Origin of the sequence: Cupriavidus sp. NPDC089707, assembly GCF_044748965.1 — a bacterium.
Lineage (GTDB): Bacteria > Pseudomonadota > Gammaproteobacteria > Burkholderiales > Burkholderiaceae > Cupriavidus.
This window is the reverse complement of sequence record NZ_JBIVHB010000007.1, coordinates 163,605-184,524: the sequence shown is the minus strand read 5'-3', so window position 1 is coordinate 184,524 and position 20,920 is coordinate 163,605. Positions and strand designations below refer to the sequence as shown.

General features: G+C 68.5%; 17 protein-coding genes. 7 read left to right on the top strand and 10 right to left on the bottom strand.

The genetic code is table 11. The annotated features are described in order from the left end of the window. Positions 1-49: 49 nt before the first annotated feature. The 4 genes from ACIP1U_RS14070 to ACIP1U_RS14055 are packed head-to-tail and all read left to right on the top strand — an operon-like array spanning position 50 to position 6,391. On the top strand, positions 50-1,339 hold the full coding sequence (locus tag ACIP1U_RS14070) for a TolC family protein (protein WP_400315796.1): 1,290 nt from the start codon (positions 50-52) through the stop codon (positions 1,337-1,339). After that, positions 1,336-2,892: an efflux RND transporter periplasmic adaptor subunit gene (locus ACIP1U_RS14065; protein ID WP_400315794.1), complete on the top strand. Its 1,557-nt coding sequence runs from the start codon at positions 1,336-1,338 to the stop codon at positions 2,890-2,892. The genes ACIP1U_RS14070 and ACIP1U_RS14065 overlap by 4 nt, the downstream gene beginning before the upstream one ends. Then, complete coding sequence (locus tag ACIP1U_RS14060; RefSeq protein WP_400315791.1) at positions 2,889-6,056, top strand: efflux RND transporter permease subunit; 3,168 nt, start codon at positions 2,889-2,891, stop codon at positions 6,054-6,056. The genes ACIP1U_RS14065 and ACIP1U_RS14060 overlap by 4 nt, the downstream gene beginning before the upstream one ends. Beyond that, positions 6,053-6,391, top strand: a complete 339-nt coding sequence (locus ACIP1U_RS14055) for a copper-binding protein (RefSeq protein WP_400315789.1) — start codon at positions 6,053-6,055, stop codon at positions 6,389-6,391. The genes ACIP1U_RS14060 and ACIP1U_RS14055 overlap by 4 nt, the downstream gene beginning before the upstream one ends. Positions 6,392-6,426: 35 nt before the next feature. On the opposite strand, the gene ACIP1U_RS14050 is transcribed toward ACIP1U_RS14055, so the two are convergent. Further along, the gene (locus tag ACIP1U_RS14050) at positions 6,427-7,098 is read right to left on the bottom strand and encodes a LysE/ArgO family amino acid transporter (RefSeq protein WP_400316085.1); all 672 of its coding nucleotides are present in this window, start codon (positions 7,096-7,098) and stop codon (positions 6,427-6,429) included. 76 nt (positions 7,099-7,174) lie between these two features. Here ACIP1U_RS14050 and ACIP1U_RS14045 point away from each other — a divergent pair, with 76 nt between their 5' ends. After that, positions 7,175-8,071, top strand: a complete 897-nt coding sequence (locus ACIP1U_RS14045; protein ID WP_400315787.1) for a LysR family transcriptional regulator ArgP — start codon at positions 7,175-7,177, stop codon at positions 8,069-8,071. 29 nt (positions 8,072-8,100) lie between these two features. Here ACIP1U_RS14045 and ACIP1U_RS14040 read toward each other — a convergent pair whose 3' ends face one another. The 7 genes from ACIP1U_RS14040 to ACIP1U_RS14010 all read right to left on the bottom strand — a co-directional run bounded on the left by ACIP1U_RS14040 (position 8,101) and on the right by ACIP1U_RS14010 (position 16,012). Beyond that, the gene (locus tag ACIP1U_RS14040) at positions 8,101-9,003 is read right to left on the bottom strand and encodes a LysR substrate-binding domain-containing protein (protein ID WP_400315785.1); all 903 of its coding nucleotides are present in this window, start codon (positions 9,001-9,003) and stop codon (positions 8,101-8,103) included. A 70-nt stretch (positions 9,004-9,073) separates the two neighbouring features. Beyond that, positions 9,074-10,306, bottom strand: coding sequence for an amidohydrolase family protein (locus ACIP1U_RS14035; protein WP_400315782.1), 1,233 nt, complete (start codon positions 10,304-10,306; stop codon positions 9,074-9,076). A 2-nt stretch (positions 10,307-10,308) separates the two neighbouring features. Beyond that, the gene (locus ACIP1U_RS14030) at positions 10,309-11,607 is read right to left on the bottom strand and encodes an MFS transporter (RefSeq protein ID WP_400315779.1); all 1,299 of its coding nucleotides are present in this window, start codon (positions 11,605-11,607) and stop codon (positions 10,309-10,311) included. 393 nt (positions 11,608-12,000) lie between these two features. Further along, the gene (locus ACIP1U_RS14025; RefSeq protein WP_400315776.1) at positions 12,001-13,086 is read right to left on the bottom strand and encodes a VWA domain-containing protein; all 1,086 of its coding nucleotides are present in this window, start codon (positions 13,084-13,086) and stop codon (positions 12,001-12,003) included. Continuing rightward, a complete protein-coding gene (locus ACIP1U_RS14020) occupies positions 13,083-14,084 on the bottom strand; it encodes a DUF58 domain-containing protein (RefSeq protein WP_400315773.1) in 1,002 nt (333 codons plus the stop codon). Before ACIP1U_RS14020 ends, ACIP1U_RS14025 begins: the two co-directional genes overlap by 4 nt. Continuing rightward, positions 14,059-15,075, bottom strand: coding sequence for an AAA family ATPase (locus ACIP1U_RS14015; protein WP_400315770.1), 1,017 nt, complete (start codon positions 15,073-15,075; stop codon positions 14,059-14,061). The genes ACIP1U_RS14020 and ACIP1U_RS14015 overlap by 26 nt, the downstream gene beginning before the upstream one ends. A 13-nt stretch (positions 15,076-15,088) precedes the next feature. Then, a complete protein-coding gene (locus ACIP1U_RS14010; RefSeq protein WP_400315767.1) occupies positions 15,089-16,012 on the bottom strand; it encodes a trypsin-like peptidase domain-containing protein in 924 nt (307 codons plus the stop codon). Between the two features lie 74 nt (positions 16,013-16,086). Here ACIP1U_RS14010 and ACIP1U_RS14005 point away from each other — a divergent pair, with 74 nt between their 5' ends. Next, positions 16,087-17,148 (top strand): VWA domain-containing protein, encoded by a 1,062-nt coding sequence (locus ACIP1U_RS14005; RefSeq protein WP_400315765.1) that lies wholly within the window; start codon positions 16,087-16,089, stop codon positions 17,146-17,148. Positions 17,149-17,334: 186 nt separating this feature from the next. Next, the gene (locus ACIP1U_RS14000; protein WP_400315763.1) at positions 17,335-18,636 is read left to right on the top strand and encodes a UDP-N-acetylglucosamine 1-carboxyvinyltransferase; all 1,302 of its coding nucleotides are present in this window, start codon (positions 17,335-17,337) and stop codon (positions 18,634-18,636) included. A gap of 26 nt (positions 18,637-18,662) precedes the next feature. Here the strand turns inward: ACIP1U_RS14000 and ACIP1U_RS13995 are convergent, their stop codons facing one another. Continuing rightward, the gene (locus tag ACIP1U_RS13995; RefSeq protein WP_400315761.1) at positions 18,663-19,553 is read right to left on the bottom strand and encodes a MipA/OmpV family protein; all 891 of its coding nucleotides are present in this window, start codon (positions 19,551-19,553) and stop codon (positions 18,663-18,665) included. 411 nt (positions 19,554-19,964) lie between these two features. Beyond that, positions 19,965-20,900: a LysR substrate-binding domain-containing protein gene (locus tag ACIP1U_RS13990; RefSeq protein ID WP_400315758.1), complete on the bottom strand. Its 936-nt coding sequence runs from the start codon at positions 20,898-20,900 to the stop codon at positions 19,965-19,967. Between the last annotated feature and the right edge of the window lie 20 nt (positions 20,901-20,920).

Sequence of the window (20,920 nt, the reverse complement as noted above, 5' to 3'; positions counted from 1 at the left end):
TGCTGCCCCGCCAGACCCGGGCGCAGCTGTCGTCGCTAACGGAGGCTTTATGCATTTTTTTCGTCGCCTGACACTGGCGCTGCTGTGCGCGCCAGTGTGGCTGCACGCCGCGGCTGCGCAAGCGGTTCCAACGCTTTCCCTCGAGGAAACCGTTGCGCTCGCGACCGCCCACGCGGGGAATGCCGAATCCTCTCCCGGAGCCGTCGAGTCGGCCGCGCAGATGGCGGTCGCCGCCGGCCAGCTGCCGGACCCGGTGCTCAAGCTCGGGCTGAACAACGTCCCTCTGAACGGGCCGGACCAGTTCTCGCTGACCCGGGATTTCATGACTATGCGGTCCGTCAGCGTGATGCAGGAATTCACGCGCGCGGACAAGCGGCGCGCAAGGGCGGCGCGTTCCGCAGCCGAGGCGACTGCAGCCGAGGCGAAACGTGCCGTCGGACTGGCCAGCGTGCAGCGCAATGCGGTCGGTGCCTGGCTCGAGCGGTGGTACGCCGAGCAGACCGCCGTCCTCCTCGGCCACCACCTCCACCCGCTGGAACTTGCGCTCCAGGCGGCGACGGCCGCCTATCGCAGCGGACGTGGCTCGCGTGCGGATGTCCTGGCGATGGAGCTCGAAATCGAGAAGCTGCACGATCGCCAGGACGAAAACCGTGCCGCGGTTGCCACTGCCATGCTCAGTCTTGAGCGCTGGGTCGGGCCAGCGGCCAGGCGCCCGTTGTCGGAGCGCCCGCCGCTCGACGTGCCACAAGGCATCCAGCATCTGGTGCAAGGCGAGTTCGACGCGGTGCCTGAGGTGACGGCGGCGCAGCGCGAAGTGGACCTGGCGGAGTCGGAGATCCAGGTGGCGACCGAAGCCCGGAAGCCGGATGTGACGGTCGAGCTGATGTATAGCCAGCGCGGCCCGGCGTACTCCAACATGGGGTCGCTCAACGTCAGCTTCCCGGTACCGTGGGACCGCGGCAATCGCCAGGACCGCGACGTCGCAGCCAGGCTCGCACAGGCCAATGAGGCGCGCGCCAGGTTCGAAATCATCCGCCGCAACACGCAGGCCATGGTGGGCGCCAGGCTCGCCGAACTGCAGCGCAACCTGGCGCGGCTCAAGCGCTACGACGAGAAGACCCTGCCGCTCGCCAGCGCGCAAGCGGATGCAGCGCTCACCGCCTACCGGGCCAATACCGGGTCGCTGCTCGCTGTCGCCGAGGCCAACCATCGCGCCATCGACCTGGCGGCGGAACGGCTGGCATTGGAGGCCAGGACGGCTAAGCTCTGGGCCGATCTGGCCTTCCTGATCCCGCTGCCAACCGCGCAGACCGGGCCGGCCATCAAGGATCTGAAATGAAGAAAGCAGTCATTGCAGCGGCCGCGGCCCTCATTCTCGCCGGCGCCGCCATCTATGGCGCCTATCATCTTGGCGTCACGCGCGGGACACAGCTTGCCCGATCGGGAGCACCCGGCGGCGGGTCCGCGCTCAAGGCCGGAGACATCGATCCGAAGACCGGCAAGAAGATCCTGTACTGGCACGATCCGATGGTGCCCGGCCAGCGCTTCGACAAGCCGGGCAAGTCTCCCTTCATGGATATGCAGCTCGTGCCGGTCTACGCCGATGGGGAAGGGGGAGGCAGCGGCAGTCACGGTGTCGTGGTCGACAGCCGAGTCGCGCAGAACCTGGGCATCCGCACGGCGGAGGTCAGGACCAGCCGGATCAGCGCCGTGCTCGAGGCGCCAGGCAATGTCGCCATCGACGAACGCAGTGTCCAGGTGATTCAGGCACGAACCAGCGGCTTCGTTCAGCATGTCGCGGTCAAGGCAACCCTCGATCCGGTTCGGCGCGGGCAAGTCCTTGTGACTGTGTATTCGCCCGACTGGATCGCCGCGCAAGAGGAATACCTCGCCGTGGCCCGCATGGCCACCGATGGCCGGGCCGACCTGCGCGGTGCGGCCAGGGCCCGCATGCTGCAGGCAGGCATGACGCCAGGCCAGGTCAGCGCAGTCGAGTCGTCGGGCAAGCTCCAGCCCCATCCTGGGATCGTGAGTTCGGTGGACGGCGTCGTGACCGAGGTTGCAGTCCGCGAGGGCATGACGGTCTCCCCAGGCACGACACTGTTCCGCCTGGCCGACCTGAGCCGGATCTGGGTGATTGCAGAGGTTCCGGAGGGCCAGGCCCGTGCGATCGCTCCCGGCCAGGCGGTCAAGGTATTGCCCACCGGCGCAACCGAGCCACTTGCCGGCAAGATCGATACCGTCCTGCCGGACGTCAATCCGGCCACGCGTACCATCAAGGTGCGCATTGTCCTGCCCAACCAGGGCCGGCAGCTGTTGCCGGGCATGTTCGTGACGGCCCGTTTCGACAGCGGCGACCAGAAAGAGGTGCTGATGATTCCCCTGGAATCCGTCATCCGCACCGGCCGGCGCAGCATCGTCATGGTGGATGCCGGCACGGCAGGCTTTGTGGCAACCGACATCAAGACCGGACGCGAGGGCGCGGGCATGGTCGAGGTGCTGGACGGGCTCCAGGCGGGCCAGAAGGTGGTCACCTCCGGGCAATTCCTGATCGATTCGGAGGCCAGCCTGCGCGGCACCGCGGGGCGCATGGATGCCTCACCGGCGGCTTCCGCGCCGGCGGCGGCTACGCCCGGGCACGAGGGGCTCGGCCGCATCGAGGCAATCAACGTCACCAAAAGCGGCCCCGAGAGCCTGACGATCTCGCACGGCCCCATCCCCTCGGTACAGTGGGGCGCGATGACCATGGATTTTGCCGCGCCGCCTGCCGGGCTGCCCAAAGGGCTCAAGCCCGGTGACCGGATTCGCTTCCGCTTCTACCTGGACAAGGACGGCACGGCGATCCTGTCTTCGGTCGAGCCGGCAGGCGTCCCCCAGGGGGCCAGGCCATGATCGCCCGGCTCATTCTCGCGTCCATCCGCAACCGCTTCCTGGTGCTGCTGGTCACGGTCATCGTGACCGCATGGGGACTGTGGGCGGCGCGCAGCACACCGCTTGATGCATTGCCGGACCTGTCCGACGTGCAGGTCATCATCCGCACGCCGTTTCCCGGCCAGGCGCCTCAGATTGTCGAGAACCAGGTCACCTATCCGCTGACCACCACCATGCTGTCGGTGCCCGGCGCCAGGACCGTGCGCGGCTATTCATTCTTTGGCGACTCCTTTGTTTACGTGCTGTTCGAGGACGGCACCGACCTCTATTGGGCGCGGTCGCGGGTGCTGGAATACCTGAACCAGGTGCAATCCCGCTTGCCCGCCGCCGCCAGGCCGGCACTGGGGCCGGACGCCACCGGCGTCGGCTGGATTTACGAGTACGCGCTGGTGGACAAGACCGGGCAGCATGACCTGAGCCAATTGCGCGCGCTGCAGGACTGGTTCCTGCGCTTCGAGCTGAAATCGCTGCCCAATGTCGCCGAGGTCGCCTCGCTGGGCGGCATGGTCAGGCAGTACCAGATCGTGCTGATGCCGGATCGGTTGCGCGCCTACAACCTGTCGCAGGCTAGGGTGCTGGCGGCGCTCAAGGGGGCCAACCAGGAAACCGGCGGCTCGGTGCTGGAGCTTGGGGAAGCCGAGTACATGGTCCGCGCCAGCGGGTACCTGAAGACACTCGATGATTTCCGGCAGGTCCCGCTGGTGACCAGCGAGGCCGGCATCCCGGTGCGGCTGGGCGATGTCGCCGTCATCCAGCTCGGTCCCGAAATGCGGCGCGGCATTGCCGAGCTCGACGGCCAGGGAGAGGTTGCCGGCGGCGTCATCGTGATGCGCTCGGGCAAGAACGCGCTGGAAACCATCGAGGCGGTCAAGGCCAGGCTCGCCACATTGCAGAAGAGCCTGCCGGCTGGCGTGCAGATCGTCACCACCTACGACCGGTCCGCCCTGATCAACCGGGCGGTGGAAAACCTGACGCACAAGCTGGTCGAAGAGTTTATCGTCGTCGCGCTGGTCTGCCTGGCCTTCCTGTTCCACCTGCGCTCCGCGCTGGTGGCCATCGTTTCATTGCCGCTGGGTGTGCTGGCCGCGTTCCTGGTCATGCGATACCAGGGCGTCAATGCCGACATCATGTCGCTGGGCGGCATCGCCATCGCCATCGGCGCCATGGTCGATGCCGCGGTTGTCATGATCGAGAACGCGCACAAGCACCTGGAGCACTGGCATGCGGACAATCCCGGCCGTGAGCTGGGCGGGCACGAGCGCTGGAGTGTGATTGGCGAGGCGGCAGCCGAGGTCGGGCCGGCGCTGTTCCTGTCGTTGCTGATCATCACGCTGTCGTTTATCCCGGTGTTCACGCTCGAGGCGCAGGAGGGCAGGCTGTTTTCGCCGCTGGCCTACACCAAGACCTACTCCATGGCCGCGGCGGCGGGACTGTCCGTGACCCTGGTGCCGGTCCTGATGGGTTACATGATCCGCGGCAGGATTCCTGCCGAGCAGTCGAATCCGCTCAGCCGATGGCTGATCCGTGCCTACCAGCCCGTGCTGGCCAGGGTGCTTGCCTATCCCAGGGCCACCGTGGCGATTGCCGCGCTGCTGTTGCTTGCGACCGCGTGGCCGATCATGCGAATCGGCGGCGAGTTCATGCCGCCCCTCGACGAGGGCGACCTGCTGTACATGCCGTCGGCGCTGCCGGGGCTGTCCGTCGGCAAGGCTGCGCAGTTGCTGCAACAGACCGACCGCATGATCAAGACCGTGCCGGAGGTGGCCACCGTGTTCGGCAAGGCGGGCCGCGCGGATACCGCGACCGATCCGGCGCCGATCGAGATGTTCGAGACCACCATCCAGTTCAAGCCGCGTGACCAGTGGCGTGCCGGCATGACGGCCGACAAGCTGGTGGAGGAACTCGACCGGGTGGTGAGGGTGCCGGGGCTGTCCAATATCTGGGTGCCGCCGATCCGCAACCGCATCGACATGCTCGCCACCGGCATCAAGAGCCCGGTGGGCATCAAGGTGGCCGGCGCTGACCTGAAGGAAATCGACCGTCTTGCCACGCGCATCGAAGACGCCGTCAGGACGGTGCCTGGCGTCACCTCGGCGCTCGCCGAACGGCTGACCGGAGGCCGCTATATCGACGTCGACATCGATCGCATGGCGGCCGGCCGGTATGGCCTGAACATCGAGGATGTCCAGCGCATCGTATCGTCGGCGATCGGCGGTGACAACGTGGGGGAAGTCGTCGACGGGCTGGCGCGTTTTCCCATCAATGTGCGTTACCCGCGCGACTACCGCGAATCGGTCGAGCAACTGCGCAACCTCCCCATCGTCACCGACCGGGGCCAGCAGATCGTCCTGGCCGATGTTGCGCGTATCCAGGTGGTGCAGGGACCACCGATGCTGCGCAGCGAAGACGCCCGCCTGTCCGGCTGGGTGTACGTGGATATCCGCGGACGCGACCTGCGCTCGGCCGTCCAGGACATGCAGGCCGCCGTGGCCAAGGCGGTGCCGATGCCGGCGGGTTACTCCCTCAGTTGGTCGGGGCAGTTCGAGTACCTGGAGCGGGCCACGGCGAAGCTGAAGGTGGTGGTGCCGTTCACGTTGCTGATCATCTTCGTCTTGCTCTACCTGGTGTTCGGCCGTCTCGACGAAGCGCTGCTTATCATGGGCACGCTGCCGCTGGCGCTGATCGGCGGCTTCTGGCTGCTTTACCTGCTGGGCTACAACCTGTCAGTGGCCGGCGTGGTTGGCTTCATTGCGCTGGCCGGGGTGGCGGCAGAGTTTGGCGTGATCATGCTGCTCTACCTGAAGCAGGCCTGGCGCGAGCGCGAGGATCGAGGCGAGACCAGCCCGGCGGCCCTGATGGAAGCCATCCAGGAAGGCGCGGTACTGCGCGTGCGCCCCAAAGCCATGACGGTCGCGGTGATTCTCGCCGGCCTGATTCCTATCATGTGGTCGCATGGCACCGGCTCGGAAGTCATGCAGCGCATTGCCGCGCCGATGGTCGGCGGCATGGTGACTGCGCCGTTGCTGTCCCTGTTTGTTGTGCCGGCGGCATACCTGCTGATACGCAGGCGCAAGACAAGACCCACTCTTTCCACTCAACCCTCGCTTCAGGAGAAATCAGAATGAAACGCTTCAAGACGCTCGCAATCGTGCTGGCCCTCGCTGCCACGCCGGCGGCATTCGCTGCAGGATCGATGGACGGCATGGACAAGAAGCCGTCGACGGGATCGAAGCAGGCGCCTCGCCCTGTAGCGGCGGAAATCAAGAAGATCGATATGAAGGCCGGCAAAGTCACCCTCAGGCATGACCCGATCGAGAACCTCGGCATGTCCGCCATGACCATGGCGTTCCCGGTCAAGGATCCCGCCTCGTTGAAGCATTTCAAGGAAGGCGAATCGGTGTCGGTCACATTCGACAACGTCAATGGCAAGCCGACTGTCGTGGAGATGCAGCGCAAGTAGGCGAGGCGCCGTACACGGGAGGCCGGCGCGGGGCCTCAGATGCCGGCAAGGGCGTGACGCAGCAGTAGCGCAGACAGCACGAACATCGTCACGCCGATCAACCCGTCCAGCGCTCGCCAGGCCCACGGCCGGGCAAACCACGGCGCCAGCCAGCGCGCCCCGAAGCCCAGCAGCCCGAACCAGAACAGGCTGGCGGAACTCGCGCCCGCCACGAACCAGCCGCGCAGCGCCGGTGGCTGCTGCGCGCCAATGCTGCCGACCAGCAGCACCGTGTCGAGATAGACATGGGGGTTGAGCAGCGTGAATGCCGCCGCCTGCGCCAGCGCGGCAGCGCGGGTCAGCCCGTCCTGTCCCGCCGCCGCCCGCAGTTGGTGCGACTGGCGCGCGCGCTTCAGGGCCCGCCATCCGTATAGCGCCAGGAAGACGGCGCCGGCCAGCGCCAGCGCGCGCGCCAGGCCGGGATTTTCGCCCAGCGCCCGTGCCATGCCCATGACCCCCACGGCGATCAGTGCTGCGTCCGCGACGGCGCAGAACAGCACCACGCTGCCGACGTGTTCGCGGCGCAAGCCCTGGCGCAGCACGAACGCGTTCTGCGCGCCGATCGCGACGATCAGGCCCAGGCTCAGGACCATACCCTGGAGGGAGACGGACAAGGCGAGAGATGGGGGGAGGGTTTGGGAGAGGAAGGGGGCGGCGAGCGGTGTCATCATGGGCGCAGCTTGCCTGTCTGCATCAATGAAGACAAACTATCTTTTCTTGATCCAATTTAGGAAAACTTAAGAGATGCTGGACTACTCAGCGCTCGCCGCACTGGCCGCCGTGGTGCGCGAAGGCAGTTTCGATCGCGCTGCCCGCGCGTTGCACGTGACGCCATCGGCCGTCTCGCAGCGGATCCGGCTGCTGGAGGAAAAGCTGGGCTGTGCGCTGGTGGTTCGCGACCAGCCGTGCCGCGCCACGGAAACCGGGCGCCGGCTGTGCCAGCACGTCGATCGGGTGCGGCTGCTCGAGCAGGATCTGCAGGGCGCACTGCCGGCACTGGCGCCGGAGGGCATCGCACGCGTGGCGCTGCCGATCGCGGTGAATGCGGACAGCCTTGCGACCTGGGCCGCGCCGGCCATCGCAGCCTTCGCCGCGGCCAGCCCCGTGCTGATGGAAGTGGCCGTGGACGACCAGGACCACACCACCGAGTGGCTGCGCAGCGGCGCCGTGCTGGCCGCCGTGACCGCGACGGCACGCCCGGCGGCAGGCTGCAACAGCCAGCCGCTGGGGGCGATGCGCTACCTGGCGGCCGCCAGCCCGGCCTTTGTGCAGCAGTATTTTGCCGGCGGCGTGGGAGCCGGCACGCTGGCAAAGGCCCCAAGCCTGGTGTTCAACACCAAGGACGAGCTGCAGGTGCGCTGGGCGCGGCGGCTGTGCCATCGGCACGTGGAGCTGCCCCGGCACTCGCTGCCTTCGTCGCAGGCCTTCGTGACCGCGGCGCTGGCCGGCATGGGCTGGGGCCTGCATCCGCAGTCGCTGATCGCGCAGCATCTCGACGACGGCTCGCTCGTCGAACTGGTGCAGGGCACACCGCTGGACGTGCCGCTGCACTGGCAATACGCGCGCGCCGCGTCCGGGCTGCTCGACGGCCTGAGCCGCGAGGTGCTGGCGGCCGGACGCGCCGCGCTGCTGCCGCTCTGACCTGCGAGCGTTGGCGGCATGCTGCTGGATCAGCCCGGCTTGCCGCTCTGCTGCACCAGCCATTGCCGGAAGGTGCGCGCGACCGATGTCTCCACCCGGTCGCGATGCCACAGCGCGTAGTAGCCGCCGCCGAGCGTGGCGCTGGCCTCGCATGCACGTACCAGCCGGCCGTCCTTGAGGCAGCCGTCGATCATGTGGCGCCAGCCCAGCACGATGCCGTGGCCTTCGATGGCGAGCTGCACCAGGATCGGGTAGGCGTTCGACACCACCGTGTTCTGCACACGCGCCTTGCCCAGTCCGTTCTGCGCCAGCCACGTGGGCCACGACATCCACTGGCGCTGCGCGTCTTCCAGCGCCAGCAGCGTTTCGCCCGGCAGGTCGGCCACGGCCAGCCGCCGGCCGCGCAAGTAGGCGGGCGCGCAGACCGGTATCACCTCCTCGTCATAGAGGCGCTGCGCGGCGAGCCCTTGCGGCGGACCTTCGCGCAGGTAGTACAGCGCGACGTCGAAGCTGGTGTCGACCAGCGACGCCAGCCTGTCGCTGACGAACAGCCGCACCTGCACGTCGGGATGCTCGGCGCGGAACTGCGCCAGCCGCGGCGCGATCCACAGCGTGGAAACGCCCGACGACGCCGCCACCGTCAACTCGGTGCTGCCCTTGCGCCGCATCACGCTTTCGGTGGCTTCGGCACAGTCGACCAGCAGGCGCTGGACCTGCTCGGCGTATTGCTGGCCGCTGACCGTCAGGCTCAGCGCGCGCGGCCCGCGCTCGAACAGTTTCTTGCCAAGGAAGCGTTCCAGCTGCGCCACCTGCCGGCTGATCGCGCTCTGGGTCAGGTGCAGTTCCGCGGCCGCGCGGGTGAAGTTGCCGTGCCGCATGGCCGCCTCGAAGGCGACCAGGCAGGGAAGGGGAGGAAGCGGGGAGATGCGCATGGGGCGGCCGGACGTCGGGGAACCAGCCGCCCATCTTAAGGGAAAGCCAACGGGACGCTCAGCCGGGTGCTTAGCCCTGCGGCGTGTGGATGCGGCCGGCCTGCATGACCAGCGAGAGATGCTCGCCCTGGCCGCACAGCAGGTTGAGGTCCTGCAGCGGGTCGCCGTCGACCACGAGCAGGTCGGCCAGCGCGCCGGCCCTGACCGTGCCCAGCTCGTCCTCGCGCTGCAGCACCGCGGCGGCGATCGAGGTGGCCGAGCGGATGGTTTCCAGCGCCCCGAGCAGTTCGGCGCGGATGCGGAACTCGTCGGACTGGTAGTGGTGCATCTCGCCCAGCAGGTCGGAGCCGAAGGCCATCGGCACGCCGGCCTCGGCGTAGATCGCCAGCGAATTGCGGCCGGCCTCGCGCACGGTCTCGATCTTGGCGACCGATTCCGGCGGCAGGCCCAGGCGCGCGCCGTCGCGGGCCAGCGCATCGTAGGTGACCAGCGTCGGCACCACGAAGGCGCCGTGCTCGCGCATCACGCGCGCCGCGGCGGCGTCGACCAGGTTGCCGTGTTCGATGGTGCGCACGCCGCAGCGGATCGCCCGCGTGATGGCGCGGCCGGTGTAGGCGTGCGCCATCACGTAGGTCTGCGCGGCCTCGGCCTCGGCCACGATCGCGCGGATCTCGTCCTCGCTGTACTGGGTGTTGCCGATCGGGTCGGTCGGCGAAGCCACGCCGCCGGACGCCATGATCTTGATTTGCGTGGCGCCCTTCTGGATCTCTTCGCGCACGGCCAGGCGCACCGCGTCGACGCCGTCGGCAACGCGCGCGATGGCGCCGGCACGGAACGCGCAAGAGCAGGGCTCCAGCACGTCCGCACGCGGGCGGAAGTCGCCATGTCCGCCGGTCTGCGACAGCGCCTTGCCGGACGGGAAGATGCGCGGCCCAGGGATCAGCCCGGTGGCGACCGCCTGCGACAGGCCCCAGTCGGCGCCGCCGGCATCGCGCACGGTGGTGAAGCCGCGCTCCAGCATCGACTTCATGATCGGCATGGCGCGGAAGGCCACCAGCACATTCGGCTGCACCGCGTTCAGGCCCAGGTTGGCCAGCGACGCCAGCACGTGGACGTGGCAGTCGATCAGGCCGGGCATCACGGTCTTGCCGGCGACATCGATCTGCCGCGCATGCGGCGCCGCGATGCCTTGCGCGGAGACTTCGACGATGCGCTCGCCCTCGATCAGCACATCGGCGCGCGGCAGCGCGGTGCCGCGGGCGGGGTCCAGGACGTTGCCGCCCTTCAACAGGATCTGGTTCATGGTCATTTGCGCAGGTAGGCAGGTTCGCGCACCAGCAGCGTGCCGGCGAAGCTGATGGCGGCGGCGATCATCACGTAGAACGCGGGCGCCATGGTGCTGCCGGTGGTGGCGATCAGCCAGGTGATGATGAAGGAGGCGAAGCCGCCGAAGATGGTGACCGCCAGGTTGTAGGCGACCGACAGGCCGGTCGACAGCACCTTGGCCGGGAACAGTTCGGAGAAGGCCGCCAGGATCGGGCCGGTATAGCCGGCGATCAGCACGCCGAAGACCAGCTGGAACACCAGCAGCGAGAACAGGCCCGGCACCTGGTTGATGTACACGTACATCGGCCAGGCCAGCATGAAGATCAGCGCGGCCGAGCCCGACAGCAGGATGCGGCGGCCGAAGCGGTCGGCCAGGCGGCCCACCAGCGGCGCGAACACCAGGATCGCCATGCCGCCGACCATGCCGGCCACGAAGCCCGACGACTGCGGCACCTTCAGCACCTTGACGGCGTAGGTCGGCATGTAGAACAGCAGCACATAGGTGCACACCGTCCACAGGATCACCATCGAGAAGCTGGCGGCGGTCTGGCGCGGGTAGTCGCGCAGCACTTCCTTGAGCGGCGAATCGGTCTTGTCCTTCGCTTCGCGGAAAGTCGGAGTCTCATCGAGGTGATGGCGGATGTAGTAGCCCACCGGCCCGATCAGCATGCCGATCAGGAAGGGCAGGCGCCAGCCCCAGCTGTTGAGCGCCTCGGGCGGCAGCGACGACGTGACGAAGGTGCCGACCGCGGCGCCCAGCAGCACGGCCACGCCGATGCTGGCCTGGATCCAGCTGGAGTAGTAGGCACGCTCGCGCTCGGGAGCGTACTCGGTCAGGAAGGCGGTGGCGCCGCCCATCTCGCCGCCGGCGGAGAAGCCCTGCAGCAGGCGCGCGATCACGATCAGCATCGGCGCGAACAGGCCCACCTGCTCGTAGGTGGGCGCGATGCCGATCAGCGTGGTGCCCACCGCCATCAGCAGGATGGTCAGCGACAGTGCCGCCTTGCGGCCGACGCGGTCGGCATAGACGCCGATGATGATGCCGCCCACCGGCCGCATGAAGAAGCCGACGCCGAAGGTGGCGACGGCCAGCAGCAGCGACGAGAGTTCATCGCCGGTGGGGAAGAACAGCCGGGCGATGATGACCGCGAAGAAGCTGTAGACGGTGAAATCGAACCACTCGAGACCGTTGCCGATCACGGTGGCAACGATGGCGCGGCGCCGCTGGCTGGCGCCGATCGGCGCGCTCACGCGGTCAAGGGTTGGGTTGGCTTGCATGTCACTCCACTCCAGGCGACAGATCGGGGGCTATGGGGCTACGGGGGATGCCCGGCGCGCGTGCGAAGCGGCAGCGGGTCGAGGGCGGCAGGCATCGGTAGGCAAGCCGATGATAGGTGTCGGCCCGATGATGAAAAAAACGATATCTGCGCATGGAGGCATGCGCGTAGCGCATGGCGGGGCGGGCGCAGCAGGCGGTGGATCACGGCAAAGCCGCGCCGGGGCAGGGCTGGCGGGCAGCAGGCCGGAAAGTCTTATGCCACGCCGCTGGCCGGGATCGGACGGGGGATATCAGGGTTTGCCCTGATGCCGGCGCGAGGCATGCGCGCCGCGCATGCCTCGCGCAGGGACAATGGCGCAGGGACAGCGGCGCTCAGCCGGGTTCGCGCCGCACTACATCACCCGACCGAACCACCACAGCGACAGCAGCCCCGCCATTGCCGCCAGCAGCGCGCCCAGCGCGGTGAAGAACGCGGTGACCTCCACCTGGTCGCGCTTGTCGAAAGCCAGCTTCGCATTGAGTGCGCGGTACACCTTCTTCAGCTGGGCCGAGTCTTCCAGCCGGAAGTACTCGGCGCCGGTTGCGTTGGCGACCTGCTTCAGCACCTTTTCGTCCAGCCTGACGCGGGACGACATGCCGTCGACCGACAGCACCACGCCCTCGGGCGTGCCGACGCCCACGGTGTAGACGCGTACGCCGTAGGTGGCGGCCAGCTCCGCGGCCTGCAGCGCACCCGGGCCGGCGTTGCTCTCGCCGTCGGAGAACACCACGATCGCGCCCGCGCCGTACGAGCCGGGCGTGACGGGCTCCTTGTCGCTGTCGCCGGAGGACGAGGAGGCGCTGCCCGAAACCGCCGGCTTGCGCGACGGCGGGGTGTCGTCGTTCATCAGGCGCTCGGCTTCGTTGGTGGCCTGCGGCAGCAGCGCAGTCAGCGCGATCAGCATGCCATTGCCCAGCGCCGTGCCGCCTTGCGGCTTCAGGCGCTCGATGGCGGCAGCCACGTCGTCCTTGCTGCGGCTGGGGGCCTGCGCCACGGCCGCGGTGCCCGCCATCGCCACCACGCCAACGCTGACGCTGGCGGGCTGGTCGGCGAGCAAGACCCTGGCGGCCTGCTGCGCGGCGCGGATGCGGCTGGGCTTGATGTCCTGCGCGCGCATGCTGCCGGACAGGTCGATGACCAGGATCACGGTCTGGATGCGCGAGGGCAGCGTCAGCAGGGCCTGGGGCCGGGCGATGGCGACGATCAGCGCGGTCAGCGCCAGCAGCGTCAGGGCGGGTGCCACATGGCGGCGCCAGCCCGCGCCGCCGCGGACCGGCACGCCGACAGACTTCAGCGCGGGGTAGTGCACGGTCGCACGCCGGCGGCGCGCATCCAGCCACAGGTAGCCGCCGGCCAGCACCAGCACGGTCGCCAGCCCCCACAGCATGCTCGGCCACAGGAAGCTGAAGACGGGCAAGCGGGTCATCGCATCGGTCATGCCGCACCCCTGGCGGTTCCTTGCCGGTGGCGCCGCTGGCGCGTGAAATTCAGCAGCGCCAGGTCCAGCCGGGCGTAGGTCGACAGCGTCAGGCATTGCACGCCGGCGCGCGCGAATGCCTGGTGCAACTCGGCTTCGCGCGCCTGCGCCGCGGCGGCGAAGCGCTTGCGGAAGGCCGGGTCATGGGTGTCGACGAAGATCTGCTCGGCGGTCTCGGCGTCCTGCAGCACGACCAGGCCCAGGTCGGGCAGGGCCAGTTCGAGCGGATCGACCAGCCGCACCGCGACCACTTCATGGCGCCGCGCCAGCATGCCAAGCGATGCCTGCCAGCCCGTCGCGCTGATGAAGTCGGACACGACGAACACCACCGAGCGCCGCCTGGCAACCGAGCGTGCCTGCTCCAGCAGGCCGCGCAGGCGGGTGTCGCCCGGGCAGGCCGCCGGCGTGGCATGCATGCGGTCGAGCACGTGCAGCAGCTGGCGCCGGCCTGAACGCGCCGGGATCACCGTCGCGGCCTTGTCGGTGGCACCGCCATAGAGCACGGCGCCGACGCGGTTGCCGTAGCGTGTCAGCAGCAGCGCCATCACGGAGGTGAAGTCGGTGAGCAGGTCGCGCTTGCGCACCGTGCCCGAGCCGAACTCGACCGATCCGCTCAGGTCCAGCACGAACCACGCGGAGAGATCGCGGTCTTCCTGGAACTCGCGCACATGCGGGGTCTGCAGCCGCGCGGTCACGTTCCAGTCGATATGGCGCACGTCGTCGCCGGGACGGTATTCGCGCAGGTCGGCCAGGTCCAGCCCGAAGCCGCGGAACAGGGTGCGGTAGTCGCCTTGCAGCAGCCCGTCGAGCCGGCGCACCACGGTCCATTCGAGCCGGCGCAGCAGCGCCTCGGTCTGCTTCGACCCGACCGCGGCCACTGCCGCGCTGGCGGCCGCGGGGGCAGGTGCCGCGGCCTCCGCCGGTCGGCGGCGCCTAGCGCTCAGCAGCCGCCCGAACATGGGATTCCAGCGGCCGCTCGGGGAGCGGCTGCGCCTGCAGGATGCGGCCGACAAGCTGGTCGGCGGTGACGCCGTCGGACATCGCCTCGTAGGACAGCGCCAGGCGGTGGCGCAAGACGTCAGGCACCAGGTCGGCCACGTCTTCGGGCAGCGCATAGTGCCGGCCGCGCAGGAATGCCAGCGCACGCGCGCCTTCGATCAGGCCGATGGTGGCGCGCGGGCTGGCGCCGAAGGCAATGTAGCGGTCCATGTCCTCCACGCCGTAGCTGCCGGGTTTGCGCGTGGCCGCGACCACGCGCACCGCGTACTGGATCAGCGCGGGATCGACATAGACCTTGCGGCACGCCTCCTGCAGCGCCGCCAGGTGCTCCGGCGTGGCCACCGCGCCCACGTTGATGCGCGGGCCGGTGACGCGGTTGACGATCACGACCTCTTCCTCCTCGCTCGGGTAGCCCACCAGCACCTTCATCATGAAGCGGTCGACCTGCGCCTCGGGCAGCGGATAGGTGCCTTCGGTCTCGATCGGGTTCTGCGTGGCCATGACCAGGAAGGGCGAGGGCACGCGGTGGGTCTCGCCGGCGATGGTGACCTGCTTCTCCTGCATGACTTCGAGCAGCGCGCTCTGCACCTTGGCCGGCGCGCGGTTGATCTCGTCGGCCAGCAGCAGGTTGGCGAAGACCGGGCCGCGCACGGTGGAGAACTCGCCGGTGCCCTGGTTATACATGCGCGTGCCGATCAGGTCGGCGGGCAGCAGGTCGGGCGTGAACTGGATGCGCTTGAATGTGCCGCTCATGGTCCGCGCCAGCGTGTTGACCGTCAGGGTCTTGGCCAGCCCCGGCACCCCTTCGACCAGCAGGTGCCCGCCGGCGAGCATCGCCACCAGCACACGTTCGAGAAAGTGGTCCTGGCCCACGACCACGCGCTTCACCTCGTACAGCAGGCGTTCCATCAAGTCTGCGCTGTCCGCAGCGCCCCTGGCTTGGTCGTTCATAGGCCTCCACGTTTCAGAAAGGAGAAGATCCGATGGCAACGCCGGCGCTCTCGATGGTGACGGCAAAGCCGATACCGAGGAAAGTGCCGCTCTGGTTAGGGTTGAGGATGGCGGTGACGATGCCGACCACTTCGCCGTCCATGTTCACCAGCGGCCCGCCCGAATTGCCCGGGTTGGCGGCGGCGTCGAACTGGATCAGCTTGTCCAGGCTCTGCTTGCGGTCAGGCGAGACGAAATGGCGGTCGAGCCCGGAGACCACGCCAGCCGATATCGACGGGCCGATGCCGAAGGGGAAGCCGACCGCCACGACTTCGCTGCCGGGCGCCAGTTCACGGCTGGAGCCGAGTGTCGCCGCCGGCAGGTCGTCGGGAATGGATTTGGGCCGGAGCACGGCGAGGTCTTTTTCGGGGATGGCCTGCACCACGGTGGCTTCGGCCATGTGGCCGTCGTGGAACCTGACCTCCAGCCGCTTGGCATCGGCGACGACGTGGTAGCTGGTCAGCACCATGCCGCTTTCGGTCACGACCACGCCCGAGCCGATGTGGCGCGTTTCGCGCTTGCCGCCGGCCGGATCCTTGCCGTCGGGCGTTTCGCGCCTGGCAAGCTCGTCCTGTGGCGCGGGCTCGGAGGCTGGCGACGATTTGCGGCGTGTGGCAGGGGGATCACGCTTTGCCTTCGGCGCGGAGGCGGCTTCCACGGGATTCTCAGCCGGCGTATAGCTGCGGATCTCGACCACCGATTCGCGTACCGCCTCGGCCGCCCTGGCGGTGCGCGACGGCAGGCTCTTGGTCTGCAGCGTGTGCAGCACCGCCGCGTCGATGTCTGCCTGCTTGAGCACGCGAGGTGGCGGCTGCGACCGCCAGGCGATGGCCGCGCCCGCTGCGATGACCACGACGACCGCCGCCGAGGCCAGCCCGTAGATCGTCACCCGTTTCATCGCAGCCCCCGAGGTCCCGTCCCGCCTTGGAAAATACAGTACCATCCTCTTAACCACGCGCCAAGGAGCAGGGCATGCAGTTTCTCTGGCCGCAGATGCTCTGGTTGCTGCTGGCGCTCCCGGTGCTGGCAGCTGCCTACCTGTACCTGCTCGCGCGGCGCAAGAAATCCGCCCTGCTGTATGCCAGCCTTGCGCTGCCCCGCGCTGCGCTCGGCCGGCGCCAACGCCTGCGGCGTCACATCCCTCCATTGCTGTTTCTGATCGCGCTGGGCGCGGCGCTGCTGGCGTGCGCGCGGCCCACCGCAACCGTCACGCTGCCGTCGGACACGATCACGCTGGTGCTGGCCATGGACACCTCGCGCAGCATGGAAGCCACCGACGTGCCGCCCACGCGCATCGCCGCGGCGCAGCAGGCCGCGCGTGACCTGGTCGTGGGACTGCCGGCCAGCGTGCGGCTCGGCATCGTGTCCTTCGCCGCCACAGCGACCGTGGTACTGCCGCCGACCAGCAATCGCCAGGACATGCTGGACGCGCTGGATCGCGTCCAGCTGCAACGCGGCACCGCCACCGGCAGCGGGCTGATCCAGGCGCTGGCGGTGCTGTTCCCCGACGACGGCATCGACCTGGAGGCGATTCTCTTCAGCGACAGCGCCGCCCTGTTCGGCCGGCGCGCGCCGTCGCTCGACGAGGCTGCGGCAGCGGAGGCGCGCAAGCGCGAGCAGGAGCGCCAGCCGATGCAGCCGGGCGCATACCGGCATGGCGCGGTGATCCTGCTCAGTGACGGCCGCCGCACCACCGGCCCGGACCCGATCGACGCCGCGCGCATGGCGGCCGAGCGCGGCGTGCGCGTCTATACCGTGGGCTTCGGCTCGCCCTACGGCGGCGGCGTGCCGGAGTCGAGCCTGGCGTACTTCATGCAGCTCGACGAACCAGCCCTGCGCGCGGTCGCAACGCTGACCGGCGGCGAGTACTTCCAGGCGGGATCGGCCGCCGACCTGACCCAGGTCTATCGGCAGCTCAGCGCCCGTTTCGCGCTGGAGCGCCGGGAAACCGAGGTGAGTGCGCTGTTGTCGGCGGCAGCGGTGCTGCTGCTGGTGCTGGCATCCGGGCTGTCGCTGTTGTGGTTCCGGCGCTGAGCGCGCGGCCGGCAAGCGCAGGCTGCGTCACGCCGTGGCGGGCGTACCGGTCACTTCATCCCCTGCGCAATAAGAGGCGCTTCTCCGCGCGAGCCGGGGCGGCGCGCGGGGACAGTACAATGCCGGACGCTTGTTTTACCGGATCTGCCTTTCCCGCCACCCGACCGCCACCCGACCGCATCGCCCATGTCCAATCTCATCGTCCACGGTGGCACGCCTCTGCGCGGCCGCATCATCCCCTCGGCCAACAAGAATGCAGTGCTGCCCGTGCTTTGCGCCACGCTGCTGACCGACCAGCCGCTGCGCCTGCACGGCGTGCCGGACATCACCGATGTCCGCAAGATCCTCGATATTTTCCGCATGCTGGGCAGCGATGTCCGGCTTGATGAAGCGACCGGCACGCTCGACCTGCACCACCGCGACACCAGCTTCGACGCGGCCACGCACCGGCTGCCGGAAGAAATGCGCTCGTCGATCATGCTGGTGCCCCCGCTGCTGGCGCGCTTCGGCGTGGCGCGGCTGGAAGACAACGTCAAGGGCTGCACGCTGGGCGTGCGCGAAATTGATCCGCACGTCGACATCTTCCGCTCGTTCGGCGGCGAAGTGGAGCGCGCCAGCGGCTCGCTGCTGGTGCGCAGCGGCGGCCCGCTGAAGCCCACCCACCACTGGCTCGACTATGCCTCGGTGACCACCACCGAGAACTTCGTGCTGTGCGCGGCCGCGGCCGAAGGCGAATCGACGCTGACCAATGCCGCGTCCGAGCCGCATGTGCAGGAGTTCTGCCGCTTCATGCAGATGATGGGCGCCGACATCGACGGCATCGGCACCTCGCGGCTGACCGTTCGCGGCGGGGGCCGGCTGCGCGGGGGCGAGTTCACCTTCGAGGAAGATTTTCACGAGATCACCACGTTCCTCGCGCTGGGCGCGATCACCGGCGGCGACGTGGTGGTGCGCAACAGCACGCCGGGCAACTTCCCGCTGATCGACCGCACCTTCGCCAAGTTCGGCGTGCAGGTGGTGCACGAGGACGGCTGGTCGCGCGCGCTGCTGCAGGGGCCGCTGAAGGTGCAGACGCCGTTCACCAGCAATGTGCTGACCAAGGTCGAGGCCGCGCCGTGGCCGTACTTCCCGGTCGACCTGCTGCCGATCTTTATCGCGCTGGGCGTGCGCGCCCAGGGCAATGCGATGTTCTGGAACAAGATCTACGACGGCGCGCTCGGCTGGACCGGCGAGCTGTCGAAGTTCGGCGCGCATGTGTTCCAGTCGGACCCGCACCGGCTGATCACCTTCGGCGGCAATCCGCTGACGCCGGCGGTGGTGGAAAGCCCGTACATCATCCGCGTCGCGATTGCGCTGTTCATGGTCGCGGCCAGCATTGAAGGCCGCTCGGAAATCCGCAACGCCACGCCGATCCGGCGCGCGCATCCGCGCTTTGTCGAGAACCTGCGCAGCCTCGGCGTCCATGTCGAGTGGACCAGCGAGGAATGATCCTCCTGGGCACGCTATTACCGACTTTATTCCCGGCTGGGAACGCGCGTCGCCGATTCGCCGAAGACCCAGGTCAGCGCCACGCCGGCCGCAAGTGCGTCCTTGCGCCGGACCAGCGGGCTGTCCTCGAAGGTGGCGCTGTCCAGCAGGTCGTAGCGCACGAACGCACCCAGCCAGACGTGGCGGAAGCGGCGCGATAGCGTCGCCATCGCCATGCTGCCGGCGTAGCCGCCGTGGGCGGCGTAGGCCGGGCGCGTAGCGGTGGCGAACTGCGTCTCGACGGCATAGAAGTACTGGTTGTAGCGTGCGGTGGCGAACAGCGGCCCCGCCGTGACGCCCAGGTTCCAGCCGGCGAACCCGCCCACGTTGGCGATGTCGAGATGCAGGTTTGGCGAGAAGATCCAGCCGATTGCCCGTGGGGACGATTCCACCGTCAGCGCCAGCCGCACGGGCAGCCGCAGATCGAGGCGGGTGCGGTCCGAATCAGAGTGCCATAGCGTCAGGTTCAGCGAGGGGCCGATTTCCACCGCGGTCTTCAGGTCGGGCATGCCCCGGCGCGCTTCGTCGTCGCCGCTTTCCACTGGCAGCGAGAGGCCCAGGCTGACGTTGAGTTCGACGCGGTCGCTGTCGAACAGCTTGCCGCGCACGCCATTGCGGTCAGCGCGCAGGTGCTCGCCGCGGTAGATGAAATAGGGCACGGGAAACAGCAGGCTGGCGCGCTGGTCCGAGCCGCGGTAGTGCGGCAAGGAGATGCCGCCGAGGCCAAGGCCAGCTTCCCACAGCGGACGTTCCACCTCATCGAGGTCCTGTGCCGCGCAGGTCGCGCCGAATGCCGCCGCGGCGAGCGCCAGCGCGCCGCAGCGCCTGCGCTGCCGCATGCGGTGCCGGGAAGATTGCACGCCGTGCAAGATTTTCACGCCTGCCAGGCCGCGCCACCATTTTCAGCGCAGGCTGTAGAGGGCGACCCGCCCCAGTTGGGGCTGGTGCCGCCGAGGATGGTTGCGAGGGGAGCCGCAAGAGCTGTACCGCGCGCGCGGCGTGCGGTCTTTCATCCAAGCGGCGGCCCCGTCACGAACGGTCGCCTTTCCGGCGGTTCCAGCCGGGCGGATATAGCGGATGGCGCAACGCGGCATACACCAGAACCACGGTTGCCACGGCGGTTATCCAGTCGAGCAGGTCCATAACCCTCCTTGCGGCCCCCGGCGGCTGACATGCGCGGGGGAACGCTTCCACCATAGTCGAGCCATGGCGGCAGGGGAACCAAGGTGTGCGCAGAACCATATGCCTGCGGCGATGGCCTGCTACACACATCAGCCGCTACCGGCGCATCAGCTGCCGCACGCGTGGATCAAGAATTCCCGCAGCGCATCGGCCGGCTTGCCCAGCTTGCGCCCTGGCTGCCACAGCATGCCGACCTCCATGTCCGGCACCGCGTTGGCGATCGGCCGGGCTTCGATCTGCTTGCCTTCCAGCGACCATGGACGGTACACCATGTCGGACAGCACGGTGACGCCAAAGCCGTGCGCGACCAGCCCGCGCAATGCCTCCATCGATCCGGTGCGAAAGGCGACCTTGGGCGATAGCCTCAGGCTGCGCCAGTAGCGCATGGTTGATTCCTCGGCCTCGTCGACCGTGATCAGGATGTACGGGTAGGCCGCGATGTCGCGCAGCGACGGCCGTTCGATCTCCAGCAGCGGATGGCTGGCCGAGGTCCATAACTGGCGCCGGGAGCGCATCAGCGTGTGGCGCTTGAAGCGCTGCGGCCGCTCCAGGTTGGACAGCAGCGCGATCCCCAGCTCGATCTCGCCCGCCAGCACGGCGCGCTCGATATCCGGCCGGTCCATGTCGAGCAGGTCGAGCTCGATATCCGGGTAATTGGTGCGGAAGCGCGCCAGCAAGCCCGGCAGGAAGTAGCCGAGGACGGTATAGGAGGCGGCCAGCCGCACGCTGCCCTGCAGGCCGTGCACCTGGAAGCGCGGCTCGCGCAGCGCATCCTCGACCGAGTCAAGAATCTGGCGCGCATGCTGGTAGAACAGGTGGCCTTCCGCCGTCAGCGTCACGCCGTGCGGGCGCCGCTCGAACAGCCGCACGGCCAGCCGCTGCTCCAGCGCCAGCACGGCATTGGTCACCGCCGACTGGGACACGTGTTCCGCGGTGGCAGCCATCGAGAATTGCCCGGTTTCCGCAGCCGCGACAAAGTAGCGGAACTGCCGCAATGTGATTTCCTTGGCAAGTCTCTCCGAGCCTTCTCGCGCCTTGGCCATGATCGTCTCCGGGATATCCG

Excerpts from the sequence above, each read along its gene's own strand:
- ACIP1U_RS14065 (WP_400315794.1), top strand. The coding sequence starts at position 1,336 with ATGAAGAAAGCAGTCATTGCAGCGGCCGCGGCCCTCATTCTCGCCGGC.
- ACIP1U_RS14050 (WP_400316085.1), bottom strand. The coding sequence starts at position 7,098 with ATGACACCGCTCGCCGCCCCCTTCCTCTCCCAAACCCTCCCCCCATCT.
- ACIP1U_RS14025 (WP_400315776.1), bottom strand. The coding sequence starts at position 13,086 with ATGACCGATGCGATGACCCGCTTGCCCGTCTTCAGCTTCCTGTGGCCG.
- ACIP1U_RS14000 (WP_400315763.1), top strand. The coding sequence starts at position 17,335 with ATGTCCAATCTCATCGTCCACGGTGGCACGCCTCTGCGCGGCCGCATC.
- ACIP1U_RS14060 (WP_400315791.1), top strand. The coding sequence starts at position 2,889 with ATGATCGCCCGGCTCATTCTCGCGTCCATCCGCAACCGCTTCCTGGTG.
- ACIP1U_RS14070 (WP_400315796.1), top strand. The coding sequence starts at position 50 with ATGCATTTTTTTCGTCGCCTGACACTGGCGCTGCTGTGCGCGCCAGTG.
- ACIP1U_RS14055 (WP_400315789.1), top strand. The coding sequence starts at position 6,053 with ATGAAACGCTTCAAGACGCTCGCAATCGTGCTGGCCCTCGCTGCCACG.
- ACIP1U_RS14035 (WP_400315782.1), bottom strand. The coding sequence starts at position 10,306 with ATGAACCAGATCCTGTTGAAGGGCGGCAACGTCCTGGACCCCGCCCGC.
- ACIP1U_RS14020 (WP_400315773.1), bottom strand. The coding sequence starts at position 14,084 with ATGTTCGGGCGGCTGCTGAGCGCTAGGCGCCGCCGACCGGCGGAGGCC.
- ACIP1U_RS14030 (WP_400315779.1), bottom strand. The coding sequence starts at position 11,607 with ATGCAAGCCAACCCAACCCTTGACCGCGTGAGCGCGCCGATCGGCGCC.
- ACIP1U_RS14045 (WP_400315787.1), top strand. The coding sequence starts at position 7,175 with ATGCTGGACTACTCAGCGCTCGCCGCACTGGCCGCCGTGGTGCGCGAA.
- ACIP1U_RS14040 (WP_400315785.1), bottom strand. The coding sequence starts at position 9,003 with ATGCGCATCTCCCCGCTTCCTCCCCTTCCCTGCCTGGTCGCCTTCGAG.
- ACIP1U_RS13990 (WP_400315758.1), bottom strand. The coding sequence starts at position 20,900 with ATGGCCAAGGCGCGAGAAGGCTCGGAGAGACTTGCCAAGGAAATCACA.
- ACIP1U_RS14005 (WP_400315765.1), top strand. The coding sequence starts at position 16,087 with ATGCAGTTTCTCTGGCCGCAGATGCTCTGGTTGCTGCTGGCGCTCCCG.
- ACIP1U_RS14015 (WP_400315770.1), bottom strand. The coding sequence starts at position 15,075 with ATGAACGACCAAGCCAGGGGCGCTGCGGACAGCGCAGACTTGATGGAA.
- ACIP1U_RS14010 (WP_400315767.1), bottom strand. The coding sequence starts at position 16,012 with ATGAAACGGGTGACGATCTACGGGCTGGCCTCGGCGGCGGTCGTCGTG.